Source organism: Citrobacter portucalensis, assembly GCF_002042885.1.
GTDB lineage: Bacteria > Pseudomonadota > Gammaproteobacteria > Enterobacterales > Enterobacteriaceae > Citrobacter > Citrobacter portucalensis.
On sequence record NZ_MVFY01000001.1, the window covers coordinates 313,834 to 337,277 of the forward strand.

The window sequence follows — 23,444 nt, forward strand, 5'->3', positions numbered from 1 at the left end:
TGAGCCACTTATTTTAGAAGATTATATGAAAATGAATGATAAGGGCAGGAATATGCTGGAAACATCAAGGTTGATATTACGACAGTGGGAGGCTAAAGACCGAGCCCCTTTTTCTGTACTCAATGCCGATTCTGACGTGATGCGTTATTTCCCCGCGCCGCTACAGAAAGCTGAAAGCGATAACCTGGCCGATAGATTTAGTGAAGGTATTGCAGAACGCGGCTGGGGATTTTGGGCCGTAGAGCTAAAAGAAACACACCAGTTTGTGGGCTGTGTGGGGTTGCATCCACAACCTGATAAATTTCATTTTTCACCCTGTACCGAAATTGGCTGGCGCCTTGCTAAAGCATACTGGCACCAGGGTCTGGCGTTAGAAGCCGCGCAAGCGAGTCTTGCATTTGCTTTTGACGTACTGGCGCTAAATGAAGTCGTTTCATTTACTTCTGTGCTGAATAAACCGTCAGAGAATCTGATGATACGACTTGGTATGAATAAAACAGAAGAGTTTACGCATCCCGCGTTGCCGCCAGATCATCGATTGGCACAACATGTTCTGTATCGTCTTTGCCGATAATTAATCAGTCTATTTTGCTCCTTTTCTCATATCAGAGAAAATAACTAAGCCAATTCCAGCCAAAATAATGACGCTTGCGAGAAGGATTCTGACGGTGAGCGTTTCGCCCAAAAATATGATCCCACCGAGAGTGGCCAGACAAGGTACGCTGAGTTGAATAGTACTGGCCGTTGTGGACCTGAGTAAGGGGAGCAATGAATACCACAGCAGATATGCACCTCCCGATGTAATTGCACCAGAAAGCACGCCCAGAACTAATCCATATATATCGATATGAAGATGAGAATGGAAGAACAGAGGAATAATCAATGCGACCGGGATTGACAGGATGAAATTCCCCCCGGTAGAAGCAGCAGCATCCGTGATTTTTTTCCCTGTGATACTGTAGAACGCCCAGGCTAACCCAGCAATAACCATCATTATTGCAGCATACAAGGAAGGGCGTTCTGCACCAGGAAGCAGCAATATGGCTATTCCAGCCAATGCTCCGAGTATTCCTGTTATTTTTAAAATTACGAGCTTTTCTCCCTGAGCTATCCCCCATACTGTCATGACGAGCTGAACGGTACCAAAGAGCAGCAGGGCACCAGCGCCGGTGCTGAGAGAAACATAGGCAATGGAGAATGAAAAAACATAGATGCAAAGGAGCAGGGCATTTAACCACTTGAACTCAAATTTTCTGCTGTCAGATGTTATCGCAATAAATAAAAAAAGGGCAATTGCGCCACTTATCAACCGGAGGCTGCTGAATGAAATAGCATCAGCATGCATCCCCTTCAACGCGAGTCGGCAAAGTACGGAGTTGCCGGCAAATGCGACCATTGCGATGATGATTCTGATGAGCAAGATAACGTCCTTTAGTCGATACGATAATTAGCACAAGATGCAGGTGTTGTCTTTAAAAACAGGTGTGTTGATTAACATAATTGCCAACATCAACGACTCTATTCGTGTTGGGATCGACATTAAGAACGACAAAACGCATTTGCGGGCAGAACAGCTCTGCACTTTTCTTGCTGCATTCAGTTTGTAGCCATCGATGCTCACCCTGTTCGGTTACAACCGTGTTCACGTTTCCGTATTCGCTGCACACAAAACCTTTTTCAGTTGCTCTTTGCCTTGCTCCCTCCAGGCTCAGACCAATAACATTCAGCTCATCGACCTCTTTGGCATGTGTGCTGTCGGAAACACGGGTTAATGTGCAGCTCGACAGCGTAGAGGTAGAAAGTAGTAATAATATGATACGTAAGAAGATGTTATCGTCTTTTAGGAACATGGACTGATGCCTTAAACTGATCGTTATGGTGATGATTTCACGACGCACTGCGCCGGGTCAAATACGGTCTTCCAGTCCTGTTTCATATCAACCACGGTCCAGCCATGCGATTTCGCCTGCGTTAATCCATCAACAAGTTTTCCGCTTGCGGGGGGGTGACTATCATAGGCGTATTCACGTGCGGCATCGGTATGATGGACCAGCAGTCCGAAGGTTTTCGCGTCCGGATTGGCGGCCGTGTACTGCAGCATGGCGAGATCGCCATCGCTATTGCCAAATGCGCCCACGGGGCGCTGCCCCATAAACAGGTGGATCGCCACGGGCTTGTTCGCCGCGTCATCATTGAAGGCTCCCGACATCGTCTTGGTGATTGTTGTCCCATCTCCGGATAACGCGAATTCGCCGAGCGCGAACGATCCGATCACCTGTTCTGGCGGAATACCATACATTTTTTGCGAGAGCACGCGCATGAAATCTATCCCGCCGCCGGAAACAATCCAGGTTTTAAAGCCATTCTCTCGTAGATAATCCAGCAACTGACGCATAGGTTGATATCCCATCTGGTCATACTGGCAGCCAAAACGTGGGTCTTTATGCGTTGAAACCCAGTTGGTAACGCGCTGAGTAAAGTCCTCCGTTGTCATGCCACTGTGCGTGAGCGATAGCAGGTGCATAAGCCCTTTTTCTCCTGAACCGACGACGCTTTTGAGGTCGTCTTTCAATACGGCCTGCACCAGCGGATCGTTCGACCAATTGGGATTTTCTGGGGCAAGACGTTTAATCTCGTCCAGCGCGAACTGGATCTGAAACGTCATCGGCGCTTCCGGCCACAGTGTGCCGTCATTATCAAATACGACGTAGCGTTTATCAGTGGGAATAAACGTTGGACGATCGGGGTTGGTGGCATTTTGTACCCATTCTTCAATAGCGTGTTTGGCTGCCGTGTCATTCCATGCGGAGAGGGGCTCAGCCGCGGCGGTGCTGCAAAGGCCGCATAAAGCCAGTGTAATTAACGTATGCTTCATTGTGAGTTCCTGTTATCTGGGGTTTGTCCCGGTAACGAAATCGGCTGCCAGAATCGGCACCAGCGGTGAGATAAATAACGCGCGCTACGCAGCAATGTGCGGCGGAAAATAAACATAAGAACGAGTAAAGCGAGGCTGCCCGTCAGCAGCAGCACGGTCGACCATGTGAAGGTGTCGCGGCTGCCTTTTAACACAGATTCTGCCCCAGCGGTGCGTGAAGCGGCAACGGTATATTTACTGCCGGGCAGTTCAGCGATTTGCCATTGCTGATGGGTTGTATCCCACCAACGTAATTTAATCGGCGGTAGTGTGATTTCTCCTGCATCAACCAGTAAATAGCGGAGTGTTTCCACGCGTTCAGCGCCTGTAATGTCACCGCGCCCCGACGTCAGCATACGGTTTTCTGGTGTCAATCGTTGGGTGTGCGTGCCGTTTATAGCATACAGCAGCTGTGGGATCTGAGCGGGCATCACATCGGTAGCATTGGCTGTGACGACGCGTTCGATTACGTCACCGGCGCGCAGCGTTTTATCTTCACCACTGCGGTAAATATTGACCTTCTGGCTGAGCGAAAAGCTGGAAGCGGGCAGAAAACGGTCCGGTTGTTGGACACCTGTCGGCCAGCTAACCGCCGTTTCCAGTGCAGGCAGTTTGACCGTAACGGGTGCTTGCCCGGATGCGGTTAATGTCATTTCGAAAGCCGGTAAATCCAGCTTACCCTGATCCCATGCAGTGATTTGGCGTTCCATGCGCACGCCGCTCCAGCTTGTACCGCCATCGTGACGGGTCAGCAATTGATTCGGTGACGTGCTGGTTAGAATATCGCCATTTTCTACTGGGAAATCGGGCCACTGCGGCGGCGGGTTAAACCAGGAATCTGTCCAGAACGTTACCGCTACCCGCACCGGCTGGCCAGGGACAACGTGTTCTGGGGCGATCAATTCGCGGGAGACCGTCATTGCCGCCTGGCAGGGAAGTACCGCCAGCAGTAATAACCAGATAAGCTTCATTGGTCTTCTCCTGGCTGGGTTCGGTAGAGGCTTTCTAACAGCCCAGAAGGTGAAACCGCCAGATTTTCATACCACTGATTCACCTGTGGATTCCCTCCGGCAATGGGCTGAATATCCTTTTGTTCTGCCCCCTGGTGGGGCTTCAGGTCGTGCTTAATTTCATCGGGTTTATAATCTTCTTCTTCTCCCTGAGCCGATTTATTTTCGCGCTCCTTTTGTCGCAGTTGCATAATGATTGCGGCGATTTTTGCGCGGTTACCCTGCGCCAGCTTCCAGTCCGGGCGCAGGCTTAACGCCCGATCGTAGCTGTTCAACGCCTGTTGCCACTGCTTTTGCTGGGCGTAGCTATTGCCTGTCCAGAGCAGTGCTTCCGGGGTTTGTTCCGCCTGTCGGAACGCGGCGGTAGCGGCGGGATAATTTCCCGCCCGATACCATGCGATACCTTGCCGGAGTGGATCGTTAAAATGCTGGGCCGCGCGGGCGTAATCCCCTTTGGAGAACGCACGCTGCCCCTGCACATCGGGGCTTATCCAGGCATCCAGCCAGGCGGCGTGGCCGGAAGGCTGCCAGAGCAGCAGCGGCGCGACCAACACCCAGCAAAAGAGCTGGCGTCGCCAGATTAACAGCAGGGCAAGTATTGGGAGCGTTAGCATCCAGCCATCGTTCCGCCAGTGTAAATCGCTGCGGGCATTGTTTTGCGCGGTGACGCTTTGCTGGATGTGGCTCTGTACCACGGGCAGGTCGTCATCATCGGCGGTCACCAGCGTGACCGGAATTCCGTCGTCGCGCACCTGCTCGAAGCGCGAAACGTTCAACCGTGTATCCGTACCACTGGCGGCATATTTCTCGGGCAGCGCGCCCCCTTGCGCGGTTCCGGGCACCCAGATTTGTAGCGGCGTCTTTTGTTCGCCAAGCCATCTGGCGTCTTCTGCGCTTAAGGTATCGGCCACCAGGATAATGCTGCGCGGCGCGGCGGGCATATTACGCATTGCCAGCGAGACCGCATGTTGTAATCCAGAACCTTCGCCAGACGGTAATAGTGCAGGCGTTTGCGCATGCAGGAACAGCGAGTAAAAGGCCGTATCGACGGTAAGTGGAGTGGTAAGCCAGGCCCCGGCGTTATAGACCACCAGGCCAAAGCGTGTTCCCGGCATGCGTTCCATCAGCGACATAATTTTGGTCTGCATCCGCTGATGTCTGCTGGGAGGCAGGTCGCTGGCAAGCATCGCGGTATCCTGCTGCAAAATCACCATCACGTTGCTTTCTGGCGTCAGGGCGGCAGGAAGCTGACGCTGCCAGCTTGGGCCTGCGAGCGCGATAACACCAAGCATCACCAGCCACGGCAGCGCCCGACTAAGTTTACGTTGTCGCCCGACGATCAGCGCGTTTGCCAGCGACTTATCCATAATGCGTGACCAGGCGCTACGCCCGGCAGAGGGTAACCACCACAGCGCGATGGCAGGAATCAACAGCAGCAAACGCCAGGGGTATAAAAAGTGAAAATCACTCATGCCATTCTCTCCCTGAGCGCGCGATAAATATTAAAAGCCAGCAATAAAACCAGTGCGGCAGCGAGAGGCCAGGCAAACAACGGTATTCGCCATGACCAGCCAATACTCTTCACCTGCACCGGCGTGATGGCGTCAATTTCTTGCCAGACCGCATCCAGCGACGCACCGCTGTTCTGCGCCGTCCATGCGCGCCCGCCGGTGGTATGGGCGATATCCTGCAAAAGACCTAAATCCACCTTGTCATCGCCGCTGCTGTTGACGTCGCCAAAAGCGATGGTGTGGACCTGTACGTGATGGCTGGCCGCCAGCTGTGCGGCAAGGCGAGGTGTCAACTGCGAAGCTGTGTCGTTACCGTCGGTCAGAAGAATGGCCAATTTGCTGGCTTCATTATCACCGCTGGAATCTAACAGTTTCACCGTCACGCCCAACGCGTCGCCAATCGCCGTCTGTTGCCCCGCCATGCCTGGCGCAAGCTGATTGATACGGGTTTCCAGCGCCTGTTTATCCTCACTGACGGGCGCAAATGGCCAGGCGCTGTTAGCAAAGATCACCAGACCGATACGATCTGATTTGCGGGCGGCCACGAATTTTTTAACCGATTCCTGCACCGCCTGTAGCCGGGTAATGCCCCCCGCAACATCGTTTTTTTCCATTGATCCAGAAACGTCCAGAATCAGCATGATGTTGCGCATTGGTTTTTCAATATGTTGTGGCGGAGTCAGCAATTCCGGGCGGGCAAGCGCGCAGACCAGCAGCGCCCAGACCAGCCAGAACAGCCCGGTCGATAACTTTCTGCTGTGGGCAGGCTGGCTATTGAGCTGGAGTTCATTGATCAGCCCGGGCAAAAAAGGGACCCGAACATACTCTTTAAGTGAGCGCTCTTTGGCCATCACAAAGTGGCCTACCAACGGTAGGATAAGTAGCAGCCAGGCCCATGGCCAGGCGAACGCCAGGCGTGAGAAGTATTCAGACATGGGGTAGTCCTTCAAGCCAGGTGCGAAGCTGCACACGCAGCCGCGCGGTATCGGCATCACTCAACTGGTTGTCTGGTTGACAGTATCGTTCGCAAAGACGTTGGCGCAGCGCATTATCCAGTGGGACGGACGGGAGCCATTGGGCAGGGTCCAGCGCACCGCTAACCTGTTCACGCGGCTGATGCACCAGCAAAATACGTTTCATCAGCAGCAGCCAGCTGTCCACCGTTTGCGGTTGAGTGAGGGCAGTCAGGGCCTGACGACGCCACAGATTGCGGCGCCATCTGGCGACGCGAAAGATGAGAAAAACCAGTATCACGAGAAGCACGACGCCGCCCAGAGCGAACCATCCCGGCGGCAGGGGAAACCATGACGGTGAATCGGGGAGAACCGGTTCCGCCAGTTCGGGTACCGTAAATCCTTTCTCCAGCATCTAAACCCCTTTTTGTAGCTGTCTGAGCAGATCCCCGGCGACAACAATCTGCTTCACCTGGACGCCAAGCCGCGTGAGGCGCGACGCCTGCGCCGAAAGCCGCGCTGTAATACTCTGTTTGATGCCGTCCTGTAGTGTAGGCGAGAGTGAAAATGCCGCCTCTTGCCCTTCATAACGGGCCGCCAGCCGCCCGTGAGCAGGCAGGCGCAAATGCAGGTCGTCGAGCATCACGAACGCGCTCACTTCTCCCCGACGGCGCAGGGCCGCCAGCAGTGCATCGCATTCACTATCCATATCGTGAAAGTCGCTGATTAACGCGACCCAGCAGCCGTTTGGAATCAACGGCAGGCTGTGGCGCAGGATGGCTGCCAGCGTGAGCGGATGGGGGGCTTCATGCGGATAGTTGTCCGCCACGGCGTGGTTGTACTGCACTAAATCGTCGAGAAATGCAGGGAGTGAAGCGTTTGGCGCACGGCATTTGCGCAGGGAAAAGTCCTGGTCACCAAAGACGATACCGCCTAAACGATCGCCGTCATGCCAGCTGCGCCAGGCCAGCAGCCCGGCGGTTTTAGCCGCAGCGACGGATTTTGTCTGCACGCGCGTCGAAAAAAACATATCCCGCCGCTGGTCGACCAACAAGAACACGGGACGTTCTTTCTCTTCGTTATACAGGCGAATCCACGGCGTACGCATGCGCGCGGTGGCCTGCCAGTCAATCAGCCGGACGTCGTCGCCGGGCTGATAGCGACGTAGGCTGTCAAAGTTCAGCCCGCGACCTTGCTGTCGTGATGTGCGCTCTCCGCCAAGTGCGCCTGGTGGGATCTGCCCTGGCGGATTGGCAATGGCTCGCGCATCGCCAGCGAGCTTCAGCAGCGTATCGCGGTCAACGCGAACGGCACTGTTCATCACGCTACCACGGCATCAAGGAGCATCCGTACGGCATCATCCGGCGTGCAGTTGTCGGCGCTGGCCTGGTAGCTGAGCATCAGGCGGTGGCGCAACACGGCCGGGGCTATCTTTTTAATGTCTTCTGGCAGCACCGCATCCCGACCTTCCAGCCAGGCCTGCGCGCGACCGCAGCGCTCCAGCGCCAGAGTGCCGCGGGGACTAATGCCAAAGGTCAGGTACCCGGCCAGCGTATCGCTCACCGACTGCGGATGGCGGCTTAAGTCCACCAGATTGACGATATAGTTTTCGACAGTAGAGGAAACATGAACGGCGGAAATAGCCTGCCAACATTCGGCAATTTCTTGTTGGCTAAGCATCAGCGCATCGGGTTGTTCAGGTGCGGCCGGTGTGACGTTCGTCAATTGTTGGTACTTTTGCTGCTGTTCTCTCCGCACCAGTTGCATCACTTTCTGTTCGTTTTCTTTAGACGGGTAATGCACCAGCACCTTCATCAAAAAACGGTCCAGTTGGGCTTCCGGCAGCGGCCAGGTTCCTTCCTGATCCACCGGGTTTTGCGTGGCAAGGACCATAAAAACACCGGGCAGAGGCCAACTGTTGCCCGCCACCGTTACGTGACGTTCTTCCATGGCTTCCAGCAGAGCGGACTGCACGCGCGCCGAGGCGCGGTTAATTTCATCGGCGAGAATGATATTGCCGAACACCGGGCCAGGGCGGAAGCGGAACTGATCCTCTTCGCGGGAAGCGTTTTGCTGATAGATTTCGCTGCCGGTGATGTCTGAAGGCAGAAGGTCCGGCGTGAACTGAATACGGCGGTAATCCCCCTCAACGTGGCGCGCAAGCTCACGCACAGCGCGAGTTTTCGCCAGACCCGGTAGGCCTTCCAGCAGAACGTGTCCATCACAAAGCAGGGCGATGATCAGCATGCGCACCAGCTCTTCCTGACCGAGAACCTGCTCGTTCATGCGTTGTTCAAGCTGTAATAATTTTTCTCGATTTATCATCGGCGTAGCCCTGCAAAATCACGTTTAAGTAAGGTTGTGATGCCCACCAGAATCGGCTCGGCATAGTTAAAAAAGGCTTTAATGCCCGGGCAAAGGTAGTTCAACCCCAGCTCGCCGTCCGGTGTGCGGACAATGCGGTTTTTCGGGCATTCGCCCCAGCACAGCTTCAGATAAGGGCAGGTTTTGCAGTAGTTGGGTAGCGTGTCGCGTTTGCCCATGCCGAAGGCTTTTTGCCGTTCGGAAAAAGCCAGGTGTGAAAGCTGGGCATGTTCAATATTGCCGATCTGGTACTCGGGATAGACGTAGTGATCGCAGGAAAAAATATCGCCGTTTTTCTCGATCGCCAGCCCTTTACCGCAGAACTCTGAATGGGTACAGATTTGAGCAGGCATTCCCATCGTCTGCGCGACCGCCGTTTCGAACAGATTGACCTGTACGCGGCCCAGATCGTTATTAACCCACTCTTCAAACACGGCGATCAGAAATGTGCCCCAGTCCTCCGGGTCAACTGACCAGTCGGTGACGATCGAATCGAGATCGCCAGGGCGCGCGCGGCGGCTACCGGTCAGCGGGATGCTTTCGTCCTGCCAGAACTGTGGTGCGGTTTGCTTGAAATCGACCGGTTCGACGCACGGGTTAAACTGTACGTAGGTTGCGCCCAGTTCACGGGTGACGAAGCGGTATACTTCCAACGGAAAGCGGGCATTGGTGCGGTTTACCGTGACCAGGGCGTTAAATGGGACGCCGTGACGCTTGAGGGCCTCAACGCCCGCCATCACTTTGTCGAATGTCGGTTTGCCGCTACGGGTAACGCGATAGCGGTCATGCAGTTCTCGTGGGCCATCAATGGATAGCCCCACCAGAAATTGATGTTCTTTAAGAAATTCAGCCCATTTGTCGTTCAACAACACGCCATTAGTTTGTAAATCGTTCTCGACGCGCTGGCCGGGCTTCTGGTACTGCTTCTGAAATTTGACTACTTTCTGGAAGAATTCCAGCCCCATCAATGTGGGTTCGCCACCTTGCCAGGAAAAGACCACCTGGTCGCCGTCCTGGCCATCAATGTATTGACGAATGAAATTCTCTAGCACTTCATCGCTCATGCCAGTATGTCTGTCCTGATGCAGCAGCTCTTCTTTGTGCAGGTAAAAACAGTAGGAACAGTCAAGGTTACAGGTCGAGCCGGTGGGCTTGGCCATCACATGAAAGCGGCGCTTGTATTCTGGCCCTTTGCCGTCATATTTTTCCGCCGACGGAAGCGCTTTAACCGGTAGTGTGGTGCTGTACTTCATATAGCAGACCCCTAACAAGAAAACGTCACTACTCTTCAAAAAACGGGCAGGCTGTCTGAACAGCCTGCCCGGAGGCTTAGGTTATTTATTGATATTAGAGCCTTGTTCCAGCATTGCCGAAGCGTCGGAAATGGTGAACGAACCCGGTTTCTGACGCGGTGGGAACTCTTTGAAGGTTTCCAGCATCTCTTTCGCGTATTTCTGCGCGCCGCCCATCAGGAACAGACGGTCGTAGAACCAGGAGTTGTAGCCCATACCGTCGCTGCCTTTCTCCAGCGGATCGACTTCAAGGTCAAAGATCAGTGGCGTACGCAACTTGGTGAATGGGTATTTCCACAGATCAAGACCGGTATGCTCCTGAATCATAAAGTGAACTTTCCAACGCTCGTAGCGCATAGCCAGCAGATCGCCGTCATCGCTCCAGTAGAAGAACTCTTTACGTTGATTCGGGCCCTTGCCCTGGAGGTAGTCGAGCTGGTTGTAGCCATCCAGGTGCACCTTGTAGGTAATGGACGGCGTTTTGTAGCCTTTTAACAGCTCGTTTTTAATGTTCGGATCGCCCGCAGCCGCAACCAGGGTAGGGAACCAGTCGTTACTGCCGAAAATGCCGTCAACGATGGTGCCTGGCTTAACGTGGCCCGGCCAACGAATCATCGCAGGTACGCGGAAACCACCTTCCCAACCGGTGTTCTTCTCGCCGCGGAAAGGCGTTTCGCCTGCATCCGGCCAGGTTGCTGTCATCGGGCCGTTATCGGTGGTATAGACGAGGATCGTATTGTCTTCGATGCCGAGATCTTTAATCTTCTGCAGCACTTCACCAATCATCTTGTCATGTTCCACCATGCCGTCGGCGTAGGTTCCAAGGCCCGTAGCACCAATGCTCCCGTCTTTCAGGTGCGTTTTGTTATGCATACGGGTGGTATTGAACCAGGTGAAGAATGGCTTACCGGCTTTAACCTGACGTTCCATGAAGTCGTTGTTGGCCGCGAGCGTTTCTTCGTCCACGGTTTTCATACGCTGGACGGTAAGCGGACCGGTATCTTCAATCTTGCCATCGGCGGTGCTCTTAATGACGCCACGTGGGCCAAACTCTTTGCGGAAGGCCGGATCTTTCGGGTAGTCCGGGTTCTCCGGTTCTTCTTCGGCGTTCAGGTGGTAAAGGTTACCCATGAACTCATCGAATCCGTGCGCGGTTGGCAGGAATTCATCGCGATCACCGAGGTGGTTTTTACCAAACTGGCCAGTAGCGTAGCCCAGTTGCTTCAGGATGTTCGCAATGGTCGGATCTTCTTTTTGCAGACCCTGCGGCGCACCCGGCATCCCCACCTTACTCATCCCGGTACGGAACGGCATTTGTCCGGTAATGAATGAAGAACGGCCAGCGGTCGAGCTTTGCTCAGCGTAGTAGGAGGTGAACTTGGCACCTTCGGCAGCGATGCTGTCGATATTTGGGGTTTTATATCCCATGGTGCCCTGATTGTAGGTACTCAGGTTCCAGTAGCCGATGTCATCGCCAAATATAACGACAATATTTGGTTTAGATGAGTCTTGCTTTGGCGCATTTTCCGGTGCGGTAGATGTCGCCGGTGCAGCATGAACAGTGGACACAGCGCCAGCTGCTAACGTTAGCACACTGGCAATCATCGTCCTTCTAAAAGGGACACTTTTATGCATGGTGGGGAACTCCGTTCATTAGGAAAGCCTTTTGAGTATAGACACGAAAAAAATCCTCCAAATTTTTTCTAATGGAGGTTAATTACTTTCACAAGATAACTATTCGAGAATTCCTGCAAAAATATGAATAATGCAGGGCATATCTTTCGCATCGTGATTAATTTAATGCAGCTTAATTAAGGCGGAGGGGTTATTCCATCTGGAAGTTATTTAATAATAAATTATGGAAGAAGTTATGATTATTGGATTTCAACATAATGCTGAATCGATGCAACACATACTGACAGTTAATTTCATGCACCAGGGCGCGATGCAAACCACGCGGATACATAGCTGCCAAATGCTCTATTCAGGTCAAAGAGGAGCTATTTCTTTACGAATGGATACGCTGACTGACCCCGTAGGGAAACGTTATTTACCTTTTTATCAGAGGGGATAATCGAACGCTTATATTTAGTGATGAGGAAAAGAACCTTTGAAAAGCAATATCATCTTTCACATGAAATGAAGATCTCTTTATCACTAACATTGCGTAAGTGAAAGGCTGGTCTATGCTAAAAAAAGCAATCAAATTTGCGTTGGCTTTTTGAATAATAACGATAATTCTCGTGTTTTCGGTGGCGAATATGAACAGGATTGTGATCGCTTTTTTAATGTGCTTTCTTTCCTCTTTGGTTGTTAACACATATGCGGCGGAACCTCGTCAGGAGCCCACCGAAAAGGAACGCGCGCGAACGGTTTATATTTTTCATCAACCGATTGTCATGCTCCAGGCGAAATTCGGCCTTACCACGCCAGAAGAACGGGTGCTGCGCATCCGCAATACGCTACGAAATTTCACTGAAGCCGATGTTCGCGAACCGCTACAGGTTGTGTCGGTCACGCGTTATAACCAGCCGGGAAGGCTTATCGTGATGAACGGTAAACCGGTGATGTTGCTGACACAAGGCGATCTCGACGAAGGAGACGATCTTACGCTCGACCAGGCGGCTCAGCGCGTACTGGCACGCATGGAGGCGCAGCGGTCTGCATTGAGCGATCAGTATAACAGCGGCTGGCTGGCGCTGTCGGCGGTGAAAACGGTGGCTGGTCTGGTGGGACTGGTGCTGTTTTGGTTCGGTGCATACCGTTCCTGGCGTTGGGTCAGACGCGTTTATCGTCGTCGCATTTTTGAGAACAAAAGCTGGATCCCCCAGAGTTGGCGGCGTTTTATCGGCGCTATCGAGACACGCCTGTACGCACTGTTGATGATCCTGCTGGGTATCGTTGCACTTTACGTTTGGCTGAGTTGGGTCTTTAGCCTGTTTCCCTGGACGCGCGTCTGGGGAGAGTCCCTTGGTTACTGGTCTGTACGCGTAGTGCGTGATATTGCATTGTCGATTGTCTCAGCGTTACCTGGCTTGATGATCGTCCTGATCATTTTTCTCATCACTGCGTTCATACTGAAGCTGCTTAAGGTGGTTCTCAACCAGGTGGAGGCAGGGCGTTTGCAGTTGCCTGGAATTCACCCTGAAACTGTGGGCGCAACCCGGAAGTTGATCTCTGTGGTGGTGTGGCTCTTTGCGCTATCTGCAGCCTATCCCTTTTTGCCCGGTGCCAATTCACTGGCGTTTAAAGGTATCAGCGTTTTCTTTGGCCTGATGCTCACGCTGGGGTCGGCCGGGGTGATGAACCACGCAATGAGCGGACTGGTTTTGATCTATTCGCGCGCGCTGCGCAAAGGCGACATGATTCGGGTAGCGGACAACGAGGGGTTGGTAAGCGAAATTGGTATGCTCGCGACCAAAATTATTACTCGTGAAAATTACGTGGTCACAGTGCCAAATGCGGTAGTGGTTAGTGGAAAAATTACTAACCTTAGCGCGCAAAGCACCAACGGCGGCGTCAACCTGACGGTCGGCGTTACCATTGGCTACGACACGCCCTGGCGCCAGGTCCACGCAATGCTGGAGTTGGCAGCCAAGCGGGCCAAAGGAATCGATCTTTCACAGCCGCCGTTGGTGCGTCAGCTGAGTCTGATGGACTGGTATATTTCCTATGAATTGCAGGTGCGCCTGCTGCCGGATGTATCTCTGGCAGATGCCCGTAATGAACTGCATAGCAATATTCAGGACGTCTTCAACGAATTTAACGTGCAGATTATGTCTCCGAATTTTGTGCTACAGCCAGAAAACAGCGTGATGGTGGCCAAAGAGAATTGGTATACCGCACCCGCAACACCGCCAGAAGGCGGGAAATAATGCGTTGGCTTTTTCTGCTAATTCCTCTGCTGTGCTGGCGCGCTATGGCGACAGGGCTTATTGATCCTGAAGACGGCATGGTGGACATGAGCCGTTATTTACAAGAAAACCCGTACGGTTTTCTACCTATTCCGCTGGTTATTACCGAACCGGCCGTTGGTTATGGCGGCGGCCTGTTCGGTCTGTTTCTGCATGGCAAGGGACGACAGGTTGATGGGCAGTTTATTCCCCCGGCCATGAGCGCGTTTGGCGGTGGCGGAACGCAAAACGGTACCTGGTTTGTAGGAGGGGGGCATCGCCACACCTGGCAGGATGACCACATTCGCTATCTGGTTGCAGGAGGCTATGCCGATGTCAATCTGGATATATATTCCGGTGACGTATTGGGCTTTGGCAATAACCGGGCCGTGGAAACCGAAACTCGCGGTTATGGCGGTATGCAAAAACTTCTCTTTCGCGCAGGGGATTCTCCCGTTTTTCTGGGAGCATCACAGTTCTGGGCAAAGATGGATATCTCCGCCCGCAATAATCCGCTCGTCAACCAGGTATGGCGGCAGCTATTGGGTGAAAGCAGCATCACCTCTGCATTGGGGCTGGTAGCGGAATACGACACAACTGATAACTTCTTTTGGCCCGGACGCGGGCTTTCTCTTAGCGGCGAGTATCAATTCTACGGTCACTATCTTGGGGGCGACTATCGCTACGACCTGCTGACGCTCGAAGGCAAGTTTTTCCTGCCACTGAACGCCGACTGGACGCTTTCACTTGCAGGGGACTATCAAACGCTGTCGCAGCAGGATAAACATCTGCCACCAATGGCGCGCCCTTATATCGAACTTCGTGGTATCTCTCGCTATCGCTATCAGGGGGATGACGTGAGTACCGTTCAGACGCAGTTAGCCTGGCAAATGTCGTCGCGTTGGATTGTTTTGGGTTTTGTCGGTGCTGGAAGTGCGGCAGACAGTACATCAGAGCTTTACCGTAGCGCAGAAGTGGCCTGGGGCAGCGGTATTCGATATTTGATTGCGCGCGAATACGGACTGCGTACCGGTGTAGATGTCGCTTTTAGCGATAACGAACAAGCAGTTTATTTTAATGTTGGCTCTGGCCTGTAGGGATGAGCGGAATGAATGAGGACAAATAATGAAATGGTTCCACGCGGTTGTTCCGTTGCTGTGGGTTTCCGGCGTGGCCAGCGCAGCTGAAACTGATGCCAGCACGTTTCCGATTTGGGGCGAGGAGGCCAGGGCGCGGGGATATGCCATTCCGCTACCGTTTGGCATCAACCTGAGCTATATGAACATGCGGCAAAATATTGATGTCGATAGCATCAGTTTTTCCGGACTGGCGCTTGGCAATCACCCGATTCCTGTCGATATGTTCAATATTGATGCCGGCCATACGCGTGAACAGAGCAAAACTGAAAACCTACGTCTGGACATGTGGGTCTTTCCGTTTTTGAACATTTACGGGCTGGTAGGGCACACACGCGGATCGTCGGTCTCGAATGTTTCAGTAGATGCAGACCCTTCGCGCTACACCGGTGTTGACCGCATTATCGCATCATCTGTGCATCAGCTTTATCAGAGCGGTGAGCTACAGGATATTGATTTTGTTCTCGATTTTAAAGGCACAACCTGGGGAACCGGTATTACTTTGGCAGGAGGATACGAAAACTGGTTTGCCCTGGTGGATACCAACTATACCCGTACTGATTTTGACATTCTGGATGGCAAAATTTCAGCCCTTACCGTGTCTCCCCGTGTTGGATATCGCTTTAAATTTCAGGGGCCGGTGGGCGAATCGCATCTGAGCGTCTGGGTGGGGAGTATGTACCAGAACGTGCAGCAGGAGTTCAGGGGTAGCCTCTCCGATCTGCATATGCCCGCTGAGCTTCAGCCACTGATCCAGGCCGTAAACCAGGATGGCAACGGGCGATTTGATGTTAAACAGAATCTGACCTCTCCGTGGAACATGCTGCTGGGGACTCAGTTTGAAATGACGCCACAATTTAACGTCCTGACGGAGTTTGGATTTAACGAACGCAATAGCTTCTTTATTGCCGGTGAATATCGCTTCTGATGAACGGTTATCGCGTCATGTTGACATCGCTATTGGCTCTGACGACCTGGTCTGCGGAGGCGTTAACATTGGATCAACCCTCAATTGACGCTTTCCTCGGGAAGCTGGGTGCGGATAACCAGTACGATCCGGCAAAAGGGGTGAACTGGAGCGTGTTGCCGGGGCCATTTTACACTCCAGAGCTGAAGCTGGGTCTTGGCATGGCGGTGGCGGGGATCTACCGGGTGGATGCGGCAGATAAAACAACTCAGAACTCTTCTGTTTCCTTGACGGGTTATGTCAGCGCCAGCGGGGCGTTGGGAATGGGGATCAGCAGTTATACCTTTTTTACCGACGACCGTTGGCGATTGTTTGTGGACGGCTCAGTGAACAAAGTGCCAACGGGTTTTTGGGGCATTGGCTACGACGCAGCCCAGGGTAATGAACAGGATTACACCAACAACTCCGTGAGTTTGCATCCTGTATTGATGCGAGAAATCGCTGAACGCGTTTATCTCGGCGCGGGTTGGGATTTTTCTTCTATGCAGGCGGACGTTGACGATCCGCATCAGGGGGACGTGTTCAGCCTAAATAATGCGCAGACATCGCCGTTATCGTCTGGACCCAGTGTAAGTCTGAGTTACGACACGCGTGACGTTGTCACGCGGCCACAGCATGGACACTATTTTAAGCTGGAGTACACCTGGTTTGATCCGTCTTTTGGTTCAGATACTCATTTTACGGCAGCACAGGTTCAGTACGATCGTTACCTTTTACTTGATGACAGGACTGTGCTGGCGTTCGATTTATGGGGACGTTTCACTCGCGGAGACGTGCCGTGGGATCGTTTATCAATGGCCGGAGACGACCGCCGTCTGCGGGGGTATTACCAGGGGCGTTATCGGGATAAGGATGTGGTAAGTGGGCAGGTGGAATATCGAAAAAAACTCAACTGGCGACATGGTTACGTGTTGTGGTTGGGCGCAGGAGCTTTAGGCAGAAACATTGACGATATGGGACATCATCCGATCTTACCTAATGCGGGTGTCGGTTATCGCTTTGAAGTGAAGCCCGCCATGAATATCCGCCTGGATTTAGGTTTTGGGAGAGAGAGTGCAGGATTCTATTTTCAAATTGCGGAGGCATTCTGAATGGCTAAAGGATTTCTGTTTTTACTGCTGGTAGCCGGATTTGCCTGCGCGGAAGTTCCTGGCCTCACTCTTAAACAAGCGCATAAGGCATATCCCGTTGTCGGCCATTTAGCACCGCCGGAGTCACTACGCCCATGCTGCGCGTTTGGCTATGATCTTCATGTCAGGGCGATAGGTGTGCCGATCCCTGTCTACCAGATTGGCAATGTATTAACGTTAGATTCACTGGGGCGTCATCACTATAACGATAGTGCGTTGGGGGCCGTGAAAAATATCGTTGGACTGAGTGAGGAAAAAAACGGACTGCTTTATACCCACCGTGGGGGTTTTATCGACATAGCGCACGTTCGCGATACGGCGGATAACACCTTTTACCTCTTTTCTCGTATTTATCCAAAACTTGGTCAACAGTGGCGTTTTTTTTACAGCGAAGAATTGGGCGTCAGACGGATACAGCTACACGGTTTCACACCTCCTGCAGCAATGGCGCAGCGTTACACATTGGCCGCCTGGTTGGCGGGGAATCTGGCCTTTGAACTGGCTCAATGGCACGAAATTGCACAGTGGTATGGATTCGAGTCTGTTCCCGGTTTTTCTGAGCAGATTTCTGCATTTTCCCCGGAAGATCTCTATTCAAATCTACTGGGTGCTCGTATCGCCATCAATGTGATTTTACAGGGCAGGGTGGAATCCATTGCGGCCTACAACGCGGCGGTGGATCGCGAACTGCAGCGGGTTTTACTGCAACTTGGCGTCGCAACCCGGACTGAAACTGAGCGTAAGTTTCGCGAATTGGACGGTGACTGGTGGAACAGTAAACGTAGGGTTCCAGATAAATTTCTGGTGTTAAAGCGTAACTATAATCTTGAGCATAACCGGTTACCAACCCCAGTTTCGTACGAGAACGCCACGCCACTGCAACTGACTTTTCCCGCCGTGATCGAAGGATATCGGCTTGCGCGCCTGGGCGAGTTACAAATTTACCCGGGCACTTCCATGCAATCGCTTCCGCGACCGAAAACTTATTACGCACCAGATAGTTTTCAGTCCCTGGCTGACACAGCGAGTGAAGCAGACAAAATCCAGCTCGAACGTATGCACAAGTCGCGCTTTTAATCCGGTGCTTTTGCCTGACAATTTAAATGCTGCGAGCTACGCTTTTACAGACGCTAACTACTTCAATAATGAAGAAATTCTGCAGGTGGCCTATGAAAAAATTGACCTTGATTTATCTTAGTCTTTTTTGCTCGCCGTTAGCACAAGCTAGCGCACTCTATTTTTATGAAATAGGCACCGAAGATACGGCTTTGGCAGGGGCGGGGCAGGCAGCGCGTGCGCAGGATGCCTCCACCATCGTGACTAACCCCGCAGGAATGACGCGACTTCCGGATCATATGTTCACCGGTGGATTACAGGCAATGGATGGTGATGTGTCCTACACCCTTGAAGACGAGACGGGGCGTAAAAGCCCCGGTGACATCATGCGCTTCTTTCCAAATGCCAGCGCATTCTATGCCCAGAAGGTGAATGACGATCTTTATGCTGGTATTGGGCTATACGGAAATTACGGTCTGGGGATCGATTTTGGCAATTGGTCCGGCGACCGGCTGATTAAGAAAAGCACCATGGTTGCGATGACGCTCAGTCCATCGCTGGCTTATAAGCTTAGTGACAGGGTTTCCGTTGGGGGCTCTGTTAACGTCAATTACGGTTTTCTGTCACTCACTCGAAATGTTGATGGCAACGATGAAAAAGAAAAGGATCATGACTGGGCGATGAGCTATCGTCTGGGATTATTGATGGAACTGACCGATCAAACCCGGGCCGGTATCTCCTGGACCAGCAAAACTGAGTACGATTTTGATATTGACGGCAAAGCGCGTTTCCCGAACTTACCGAACGTGGAATACGATTTGCCTATTTCTGCGCAGGTACGTGCTCCACAGCAGATTATGTTAAGTCTGGTTCATGACATTAATAAACAGTGGTCAGTGATGGGCGATCTTGGCTGGCAGGACTGGAGTCAGTTCGGCGCGCCGCAAATAACGGTGGTCGGGCAAGAAGTTGATAAGTCCAGTCGTCTTAAGGATTCGTGGCATACAGCTTTAGGTGTGCAATTTCGACCTACGGAACAATGGCGTTTGAATGCGGGCGTAGCTTTTGATAGTACAGTCTATAATTCGCAAAGCGATGTGGCGCTGACGTTGCCGACCGGTGATGAATGGCGATTTGCTACCGGAGCGCAATATCAAATTACACCACAAAGCAATATCGGTGCTGCTGTGTCGTATCTGCATATGCAGTCGTCCCACGTACAGTCACCATCAATTTATCAGGGGAGTTACGATAATCCGTATCTGTGGTTTGCCAGTGTGAACTACAGTTATCAGTTTTAATGTTCAGTGAAGTGAGAGTCGCGGTGGAATTGTAGAAGACATAAAACAGCTATTTGCAGAACCAGCTGTAGTCGAGAGCCATCATCCAGAACTGTTAGCGCTGTTGAGGCAACTGCGCTTGAAAGGGTTTTGAGGCGTCATTATTGAGCAGCACAAGGATGACTATAAAACATCAGATTCAGCCTCTATCTACGTTGGTGCGCATAATGTATATTATGTTAAATGCAATTTGATACGTACTCAGTTAAGTCCCCATGTGGCCCACGTTTGGCCATTGACCTCCTCTGCTCATTACAATCATGAAAGCCTGAGAAACAGAGTTCGTTCCTGCAGTTGAGATGCTTTGAATCCGTGGTGAAGATAAAAACGTTTAGCTTCGTCTGTGAGCGCATGCACCATAACGGCACGCACGCCAATATTTTCTGCCACTTTGTAACACCGCAGTACCGCATCGTGAAGCAGATCGGCCCCTAACCCTTTTCCACGAACAGAAAGATCTACGGCCAATCTGGCAAGGATAATTACGGGGATTGGATCTGGCATGTTACGCCGAAGATTGCCTGTTACTTCTGTGCGGTTGACGCTACCAGTGGCCAGTGAATAAAAGCCAGCGACTTTTCGCGTGTCTGTTTTGCAGACAACAAACGTTCTGGCTGCGCCGAGAGCCTGATTTTTTAGCCCTTTTTGCTTTAACCAATCATCGAGAACAATTTCTCCGCTGACAAATTCCGCCAATTGATGAATGTGAGTTAGTGGCTCAGGTGCGGTTACAAATCCCACTGTGGTTTCCTTGCCAGTAGCTTCCTGATAGCGGGATCTTCGGCAACCGGAGCATCAAGCATCTCGATAAACTCAGCGTATTGTTCATCATTAAAATTAAACACTCGGCGATCGAGAATAACGTTCTCTGCCGCCTGACAGGCCATTTCCAGAATAAAGTCTGTACGCGATTTATGTAGAATCTCTGCGGCCGCATCAATAAGCGCGCGTTGGGATTCTTTAGCTCTAAGGTTGAGCTGGACATCTGATTTCATTATTAAGCCTCTTGTATAGCAATTGCTTTACAAGCATACCATAAGGCTTATGTATAGCAACTGCTATACAGTCTCGTACAACTCAATACTCTGATAAGCAACAATAAAAAACCCGCCAGTGCTGGCGGGTTATGGCATGGTTTGTCTCTACAATTAAGGCGTTACCATGTTAAACCAGAAATCAAAGCTATCTAAATACCCGAGGAACTCATCAAGCTTGGCATGATTGCCGGAAATTTGTACATCACCCTTCTCTTCTGCCTGTTTCAGCGATTCTTCCTTGAGAATGATTTTGTTCAACGTTGCACGGTTAAGTGTAATGGAGGCATCAGCGTTGCTGGCCTGTGCATCAGCGCTATGGTTAAGAACACCGTTTTCCAGTTCCAGTTTGTATTTACCGCCGTCAGCACCTAAATCGACGTTGAAGACTGCCTGCGCATTTGCCGCTTTTTCTCCGTTAATATGTACCGCGAGATAATCAAAGAACATCTCCGGCGACATGGCCTTAACGGTATCCGGGCTGGCGGTATTTGGCGTCGCGCCTTTTACCACACCGTTGCGTAATTCTTGTGCACCTGTCAGATAAAAATTACGCCATGGACCGGACTCAGCCTGGTAACCCATTTGTTCAAGGGCATCGGCTTCCAGATTACGGGCTTCTTTATTGCTCGGATCAGCAAAGACGATATTGTTAGTGACTTGCGCCACCCAACGGTAATTGCCCTGGGCGTAATCCGTTTTCGCTTTTTGCATGATTGCATCGGCGCCGCCCATATAATCGACATATTTCTTCGCGGCATCAACGGGCGGTAATTCATTCAGTGTTGCCGGATTACCGTTGAACCAGCCGAGGTAAAAGACATACGTTGCTTTCACATCATGGCTGACAGAACCATAGTATCCACGGCTGGCCCATGATTTTTCCAGACCAGACGGCAGTTTGAAGTTAGCGGCGATTTCGTCACGGGTCAGCCCCTGGTTAGCCATACGCAGCGTCTGATCGTTGATGTAACGGTACATATCACGCTGACTTTTCATTAACTTCACCACATTTTCATTACCCCAGGTCGGCCAGTGATGCTGAGCAATAATAATGTTTGCCTTTCCACCCCAGCGGCCAATAACGTCATTGATATATTTTGACCATGCCAGCGGATCGCGGATCTTCGCGCCACGTAATGAATAGGTGTTATGCAGCGTATGGGTGACATCCTCTGCAGCTTCGATCATTCCCTTCTCTTCTACATACCACAGCATTTCAGAAGGAGCTTCCGATCCCGGCGCCATCATGAAATCATAGGTAAGGCCGTCGATAACTTCTTTCTGTCCGGTGTGGGTAATATAGTTAGTGGGTTCAATCAGCGTCACCGTACCCGCGGAGGTTGTCGTTCCCAGACCCGCACCGACCTGACCTTTTGCATCCGGTTTCAACAGATTGCCATACATGTAACTGGCTCGGCGACTCATGGCGTTACCTGCCATAATATTTTCAGATACAGCTTCCTTCATAAAACCAGCCGGTGCATATACCTTCACTTTACCGGATTTTACATCAGCTTCATCAATCACGCCGCGGACGCCACCGTAGTGGTCAACATGGCTGTGCGTATAAATGACGGCAACAACGGGTCTTTTACCGCGATTCTTATAATAAAGGTCCATTCCCACTTTCGCGGTTTCTGCCGATACCAGCGGATCAATGACCGTAATACCCTCTTTCCCTTCCATAATTGTCATATTCGAGAGATCAAGATTACGGATTTGATACACGCCATCGGTGACCTGGAACAAACCGCCAATATTGATCAACTGCGACTGACGCCACAGGCTTGGATTAACCGTGTCGGGGGCTTTTTCGCCCTCTTTGATAAAGGCATATTGCTGAGGGTCCCAGACAACATTTCCCTGCTTCCCTTTAATCAATTCATTGGGAAGCGGAGCAATAAAACCTTTATGAGCGTTCATAAAATCGGTTTTATCAGTGAATGGCAATTGACCATATAAGGCGTCATTCGCACTTTTGGTCTGAGCAGTCGCATCTTTTGCCCCTTCCTGTGCCAATACAGGTAGTGATATTAATGATGTTGAACACACACCAGCTAAAGCCAGATAACTCACTAGTTTATTAAGTTTCATAAATCCTCGCTAATAATATATTATCAAGAAGAAAGAAACCCTGCTGCTCTGTTTGTTGAGAAGCTTCCGTAATACTGTATTTATCAGGTTTCTATGATCTAATGCTCGTAGGCTAACATGGTCTTATGAAACAATGTAATGCAATGACATTTATTTTTAAATTTCCTTTTGTTTTTATTTAAACAAAATAGCTGTAGACACCTGACTGTATAAGAAGATAATGGCTGGTATCCATTGTCTTTAGAATACTATATATGCGCACTCTCTATCTACTTCTCATCACTGGGATACTTTCTGGCTGTAATACTTCTCCCCCAGAGAAAGTTGTTAAGATCAATAAAATGGTGATCCCTGTTGTTCAGGCACAACCCGAGTCAAAATCAAGTAGTGACTCGGCATCCCTGTCCTTATATCAGGATAATAAACAGCAAATTGAAAACGTCGTGAGTTCGTTAAAAAATGAATATCTTCATGAGGTTAAGCCAAGAGAGATGTTTGACGTTCATAGCCAGGCATACCAGGTTTATGCTTCTTTAACCAAGCTCGAACAAATGCAGCAAATGAACAATTTTTATTATAAGGAGCATAATCAAACAGGACTGTTAAGCATTAATCAGTCCGTGAACTCTCTTATTGAATAACAAGAAGTCCTCCTCAGAGAATGATGAGGAGGTTTTTTTACGATTGATATATGGCATGCTACTACAATAGAATATTAAAGTTAGATAATCGATTTGTAACTTGTTT

General features: G+C 51.2%; 22 protein-coding genes. 8 read left to right on the top strand and 14 right to left on the bottom strand.

All coding sequences use genetic code 11. The annotated features are described in order from the left end of the window. Positions 1–52: 52 nt before the first annotated feature. Positions 53–574 carry a GNAT family N-acetyltransferase gene (locus BZK40_RS01585; RefSeq protein WP_079934021.1) on the top strand — a complete coding sequence of 174 codons (522 nt, stop codon included), beginning with the start codon at positions 53–55 and terminating at the stop codon, positions 572–574. A gap of 9 nt (positions 575–583) precedes the next feature. On the opposite strand, the gene BZK40_RS01590 is transcribed toward BZK40_RS01585, so the two are convergent. The 11 genes from BZK40_RS01590 to BZK40_RS01640 all read right to left on the bottom strand — a co-directional run bounded on the left by BZK40_RS01590 (position 584) and on the right by BZK40_RS01640 (position 11,679). Continuing rightward, complete coding sequence (locus tag BZK40_RS01590) at positions 584–1,420, bottom strand: DMT family transporter (RefSeq protein ID WP_079934022.1); 837 nt, start codon at positions 1,418–1,420, stop codon at positions 584–586. Positions 1,421–1,472: 52 nt separating this feature from the next. Then, positions 1,473–1,850 (bottom strand): hypothetical protein, encoded by a 378-nt coding sequence (locus tag BZK40_RS01595; protein ID WP_048235393.1) that lies wholly within the window; start codon positions 1,848–1,850, stop codon positions 1,473–1,475. A 23-nt stretch (positions 1,851–1,873) separates the two neighbouring features. Beyond that, the gene (locus BZK40_RS01600; protein WP_079934023.1) at positions 1,874–2,875 is read right to left on the bottom strand and encodes an HAD family hydrolase; all 1,002 of its coding nucleotides are present in this window, start codon (positions 2,873–2,875) and stop codon (positions 1,874–1,876) included. Then, on the bottom strand, positions 2,872–3,885 hold the full coding sequence (locus BZK40_RS01605) for a BatD family protein (protein WP_079934024.1): 1,014 nt from the start codon (positions 3,883–3,885) through the stop codon (positions 2,872–2,874). Before BZK40_RS01605 ends, BZK40_RS01600 begins: the two co-directional genes overlap by 4 nt. After that, positions 3,882–5,396 carry a vWA domain-containing protein gene (locus BZK40_RS01610; protein WP_079934025.1) on the bottom strand — a complete coding sequence of 505 codons (1,515 nt, stop codon included), beginning with the start codon at positions 5,394–5,396 and terminating at the stop codon, positions 3,882–3,884. The genes BZK40_RS01605 and BZK40_RS01610 overlap by 4 nt, the downstream gene beginning before the upstream one ends. Then, positions 5,393–6,370: a VWA domain-containing protein gene (locus BZK40_RS01615; protein WP_079934026.1), complete on the bottom strand. Its 978-nt coding sequence runs from the start codon at positions 6,368–6,370 to the stop codon at positions 5,393–5,395. The genes BZK40_RS01610 and BZK40_RS01615 overlap by 4 nt, the downstream gene beginning before the upstream one ends. Then, on the bottom strand, positions 6,363–6,803 hold the full coding sequence (locus BZK40_RS01620) for a DUF4381 domain-containing protein (RefSeq protein WP_079934027.1): 441 nt from the start codon (positions 6,801–6,803) through the stop codon (positions 6,363–6,365). The genes BZK40_RS01615 and BZK40_RS01620 overlap by 8 nt, the downstream gene beginning before the upstream one ends. Next, complete coding sequence (locus BZK40_RS01625; protein ID WP_079934028.1) at positions 6,804–7,709, bottom strand: DUF58 domain-containing protein; 906 nt, start codon at positions 7,707–7,709, stop codon at positions 6,804–6,806. After that, positions 7,709–8,713 (bottom strand): AAA family ATPase, encoded by a 1,005-nt coding sequence (locus BZK40_RS01630; RefSeq protein WP_079934029.1) that lies wholly within the window; start codon positions 8,711–8,713, stop codon positions 7,709–7,711. Before BZK40_RS01630 ends, BZK40_RS01625 begins: the two co-directional genes overlap by 1 nt. Next, positions 8,710–10,005, bottom strand: coding sequence for an anaerobic sulfatase maturase (locus tag BZK40_RS01635; RefSeq protein ID WP_079934030.1), 1,296 nt, complete (start codon positions 10,003–10,005; stop codon positions 8,710–8,712). The genes BZK40_RS01630 and BZK40_RS01635 overlap by 4 nt, the downstream gene beginning before the upstream one ends. A gap of 81 nt (positions 10,006–10,086) precedes the next feature. Then, positions 10,087–11,679, bottom strand: a complete 1,593-nt coding sequence (locus BZK40_RS01640) for an arylsulfatase (protein WP_079934031.1) — start codon at positions 11,677–11,679, stop codon at positions 10,087–10,089. A 626-nt stretch (positions 11,680–12,305) separates the two neighbouring features. Between BZK40_RS01640 and BZK40_RS01645 the strand changes: the two genes are divergently transcribed. The 6 genes from BZK40_RS01645 to BZK40_RS01670 all read left to right on the top strand — a co-directional run bounded on the left by BZK40_RS01645 (position 12,306) and on the right by BZK40_RS01670 (position 19,527). Beyond that, positions 12,306–13,919, top strand: coding sequence for a mechanosensitive ion channel family protein (locus BZK40_RS01645; RefSeq protein ID WP_079934032.1), 1,614 nt, complete (start codon positions 12,306–12,308; stop codon positions 13,917–13,919). Continuing rightward, positions 13,919–15,034, top strand: a complete 1,116-nt coding sequence (locus BZK40_RS01650; protein ID WP_071446452.1) for a BamA/TamA family outer membrane protein — start codon at positions 13,919–13,921, stop codon at positions 15,032–15,034. The genes BZK40_RS01645 and BZK40_RS01650 overlap by 1 nt, the downstream gene beginning before the upstream one ends. Positions 15,035–15,062: 28 nt before the next feature. Next, positions 15,063–16,001: a hypothetical protein gene (locus BZK40_RS01655; RefSeq protein WP_008784763.1), complete on the top strand. Its 939-nt coding sequence runs from the start codon at positions 15,063–15,065 to the stop codon at positions 15,999–16,001. Next, positions 16,001–17,131, top strand: a complete 1,131-nt coding sequence (locus BZK40_RS01660) for a BamA/TamA family outer membrane protein (protein ID WP_048235381.1) — start codon at positions 16,001–16,003, stop codon at positions 17,129–17,131. The genes BZK40_RS01655 and BZK40_RS01660 overlap by 1 nt, the downstream gene beginning before the upstream one ends. Further along, positions 17,132–18,247, top strand: coding sequence for a DUF4056 domain-containing protein (locus tag BZK40_RS01665; RefSeq protein WP_079934033.1), 1,116 nt, complete (start codon positions 17,132–17,134; stop codon positions 18,245–18,247). Positions 18,248–18,339: 92 nt separating this feature from the next. After that, on the top strand, positions 18,340–19,527 hold the full coding sequence (locus BZK40_RS01670) for an OmpP1/FadL family transporter (RefSeq protein WP_079934034.1): 1,188 nt from the start codon (positions 18,340–18,342) through the stop codon (positions 19,525–19,527). A gap of 297 nt (positions 19,528–19,824) precedes the next feature. Here BZK40_RS01670 and BZK40_RS01675 read toward each other — a convergent pair whose 3' ends face one another. The 3 genes from BZK40_RS01675 to BZK40_RS01685 form a co-directional block, all read right to left on the bottom strand. Beyond that, the gene (locus BZK40_RS01675) at positions 19,825–20,307 is read right to left on the bottom strand and encodes a GNAT family N-acetyltransferase (RefSeq protein WP_079934035.1); all 483 of its coding nucleotides are present in this window, start codon (positions 20,305–20,307) and stop codon (positions 19,825–19,827) included. After that, on the bottom strand, positions 20,295–20,561 hold the full coding sequence (locus tag BZK40_RS01680; protein ID WP_008784769.1) for a type II toxin-antitoxin system TacA family antitoxin: 267 nt from the start codon (positions 20,559–20,561) through the stop codon (positions 20,295–20,297). The genes BZK40_RS01675 and BZK40_RS01680 overlap by 13 nt, the downstream gene beginning before the upstream one ends. A 153-nt stretch (positions 20,562–20,714) precedes the next feature. Beyond that, positions 20,715–22,697 carry an alkyl/aryl-sulfatase gene (locus BZK40_RS01685; protein ID WP_079934036.1) on the bottom strand — a complete coding sequence of 661 codons (1,983 nt, stop codon included), beginning with the start codon at positions 22,695–22,697 and terminating at the stop codon, positions 20,715–20,717. Positions 22,698–22,951: 254 nt separating this feature from the next. Between BZK40_RS01685 and BZK40_RS01690 the strand changes: the two genes are divergently transcribed. Next, positions 22,952–23,338, top strand: a complete 387-nt coding sequence (locus tag BZK40_RS01690) for a KPN_03583 family lipoprotein (protein ID WP_008784771.1) — start codon at positions 22,952–22,954, stop codon at positions 23,336–23,338. Positions 23,339–23,444: the final 106 nt, after the last annotated feature.

Excerpts from the sequence above, each read along its gene's own strand:
- BZK40_RS01640 (WP_079934031.1), bottom strand. The coding sequence starts at position 11,679 with ATGCATAAAAGTGTCCCTTTTAGAAGGACGATGATTGCCAGTGTGCTA.
- BZK40_RS01645 (WP_079934032.1), top strand. The coding sequence starts at position 12,306 with ATGAACAGGATTGTGATCGCTTTTTTAATGTGCTTTCTTTCCTCTTTG.
- BZK40_RS01615 (WP_079934026.1), bottom strand. The coding sequence starts at position 6,370 with ATGTCTGAATACTTCTCACGCCTGGCGTTCGCCTGGCCATGGGCCTGG.
- BZK40_RS01670 (WP_079934034.1), top strand. The coding sequence starts at position 18,340 with ATGAAAAAATTGACCTTGATTTATCTTAGTCTTTTTTGCTCGCCGTTA.
- BZK40_RS01685 (WP_079934036.1), bottom strand. The coding sequence starts at position 22,697 with ATGAAACTTAATAAACTAGTGAGTTATCTGGCTTTAGCTGGTGTGTGT.
- BZK40_RS01655 (WP_008784763.1), top strand. The coding sequence starts at position 15,063 with ATGAAATGGTTCCACGCGGTTGTTCCGTTGCTGTGGGTTTCCGGCGTG.
- BZK40_RS01595 (WP_048235393.1), bottom strand. The coding sequence starts at position 1,850 with ATGTTCCTAAAAGACGATAACATCTTCTTACGTATCATATTATTACTA.
- BZK40_RS01605 (WP_079934024.1), bottom strand. The coding sequence starts at position 3,885 with ATGAAGCTTATCTGGTTATTACTGCTGGCGGTACTTCCCTGCCAGGCG.
- BZK40_RS01620 (WP_079934027.1), bottom strand. The coding sequence starts at position 6,803 with ATGCTGGAGAAAGGATTTACGGTACCCGAACTGGCGGAACCGGTTCTC.
- BZK40_RS01630 (WP_079934029.1), bottom strand. The coding sequence starts at position 8,713 with ATGATAAATCGAGAAAAATTATTACAGCTTGAACAACGCATGAACGAG.
- BZK40_RS01665 (WP_079934033.1), top strand. The coding sequence starts at position 17,132 with ATGGCTAAAGGATTTCTGTTTTTACTGCTGGTAGCCGGATTTGCCTGC.
- BZK40_RS01600 (WP_079934023.1), bottom strand. The coding sequence starts at position 2,875 with ATGAAGCATACGTTAATTACACTGGCTTTATGCGGCCTTTGCAGCACC.
- BZK40_RS01635 (WP_079934030.1), bottom strand. The coding sequence starts at position 10,005 with ATGAAGTACAGCACCACACTACCGGTTAAAGCGCTTCCGTCGGCGGAA.
- BZK40_RS01625 (WP_079934028.1), bottom strand. The coding sequence starts at position 7,709 with ATGAACAGTGCCGTTCGCGTTGACCGCGATACGCTGCTGAAGCTCGCT.
- BZK40_RS01660 (WP_048235381.1), top strand. The coding sequence starts at position 16,001 with ATGAACGGTTATCGCGTCATGTTGACATCGCTATTGGCTCTGACGACC.
- BZK40_RS01610 (WP_079934025.1), bottom strand. The coding sequence starts at position 5,396 with ATGAGTGATTTTCACTTTTTATACCCCTGGCGTTTGCTGCTGTTGATT.
- BZK40_RS01680 (WP_008784769.1), bottom strand. The coding sequence starts at position 20,561 with ATGAAATCAGATGTCCAGCTCAACCTTAGAGCTAAAGAATCCCAACGC.
- BZK40_RS01585 (WP_079934021.1), top strand. The coding sequence starts at position 53 with ATGCTGGAAACATCAAGGTTGATATTACGACAGTGGGAGGCTAAAGAC.
- BZK40_RS01650 (WP_071446452.1), top strand. The coding sequence starts at position 13,919 with ATGCGTTGGCTTTTTCTGCTAATTCCTCTGCTGTGCTGGCGCGCTATG.
- BZK40_RS01690 (WP_008784771.1), top strand. The coding sequence starts at position 22,952 with ATGCGCACTCTCTATCTACTTCTCATCACTGGGATACTTTCTGGCTGT.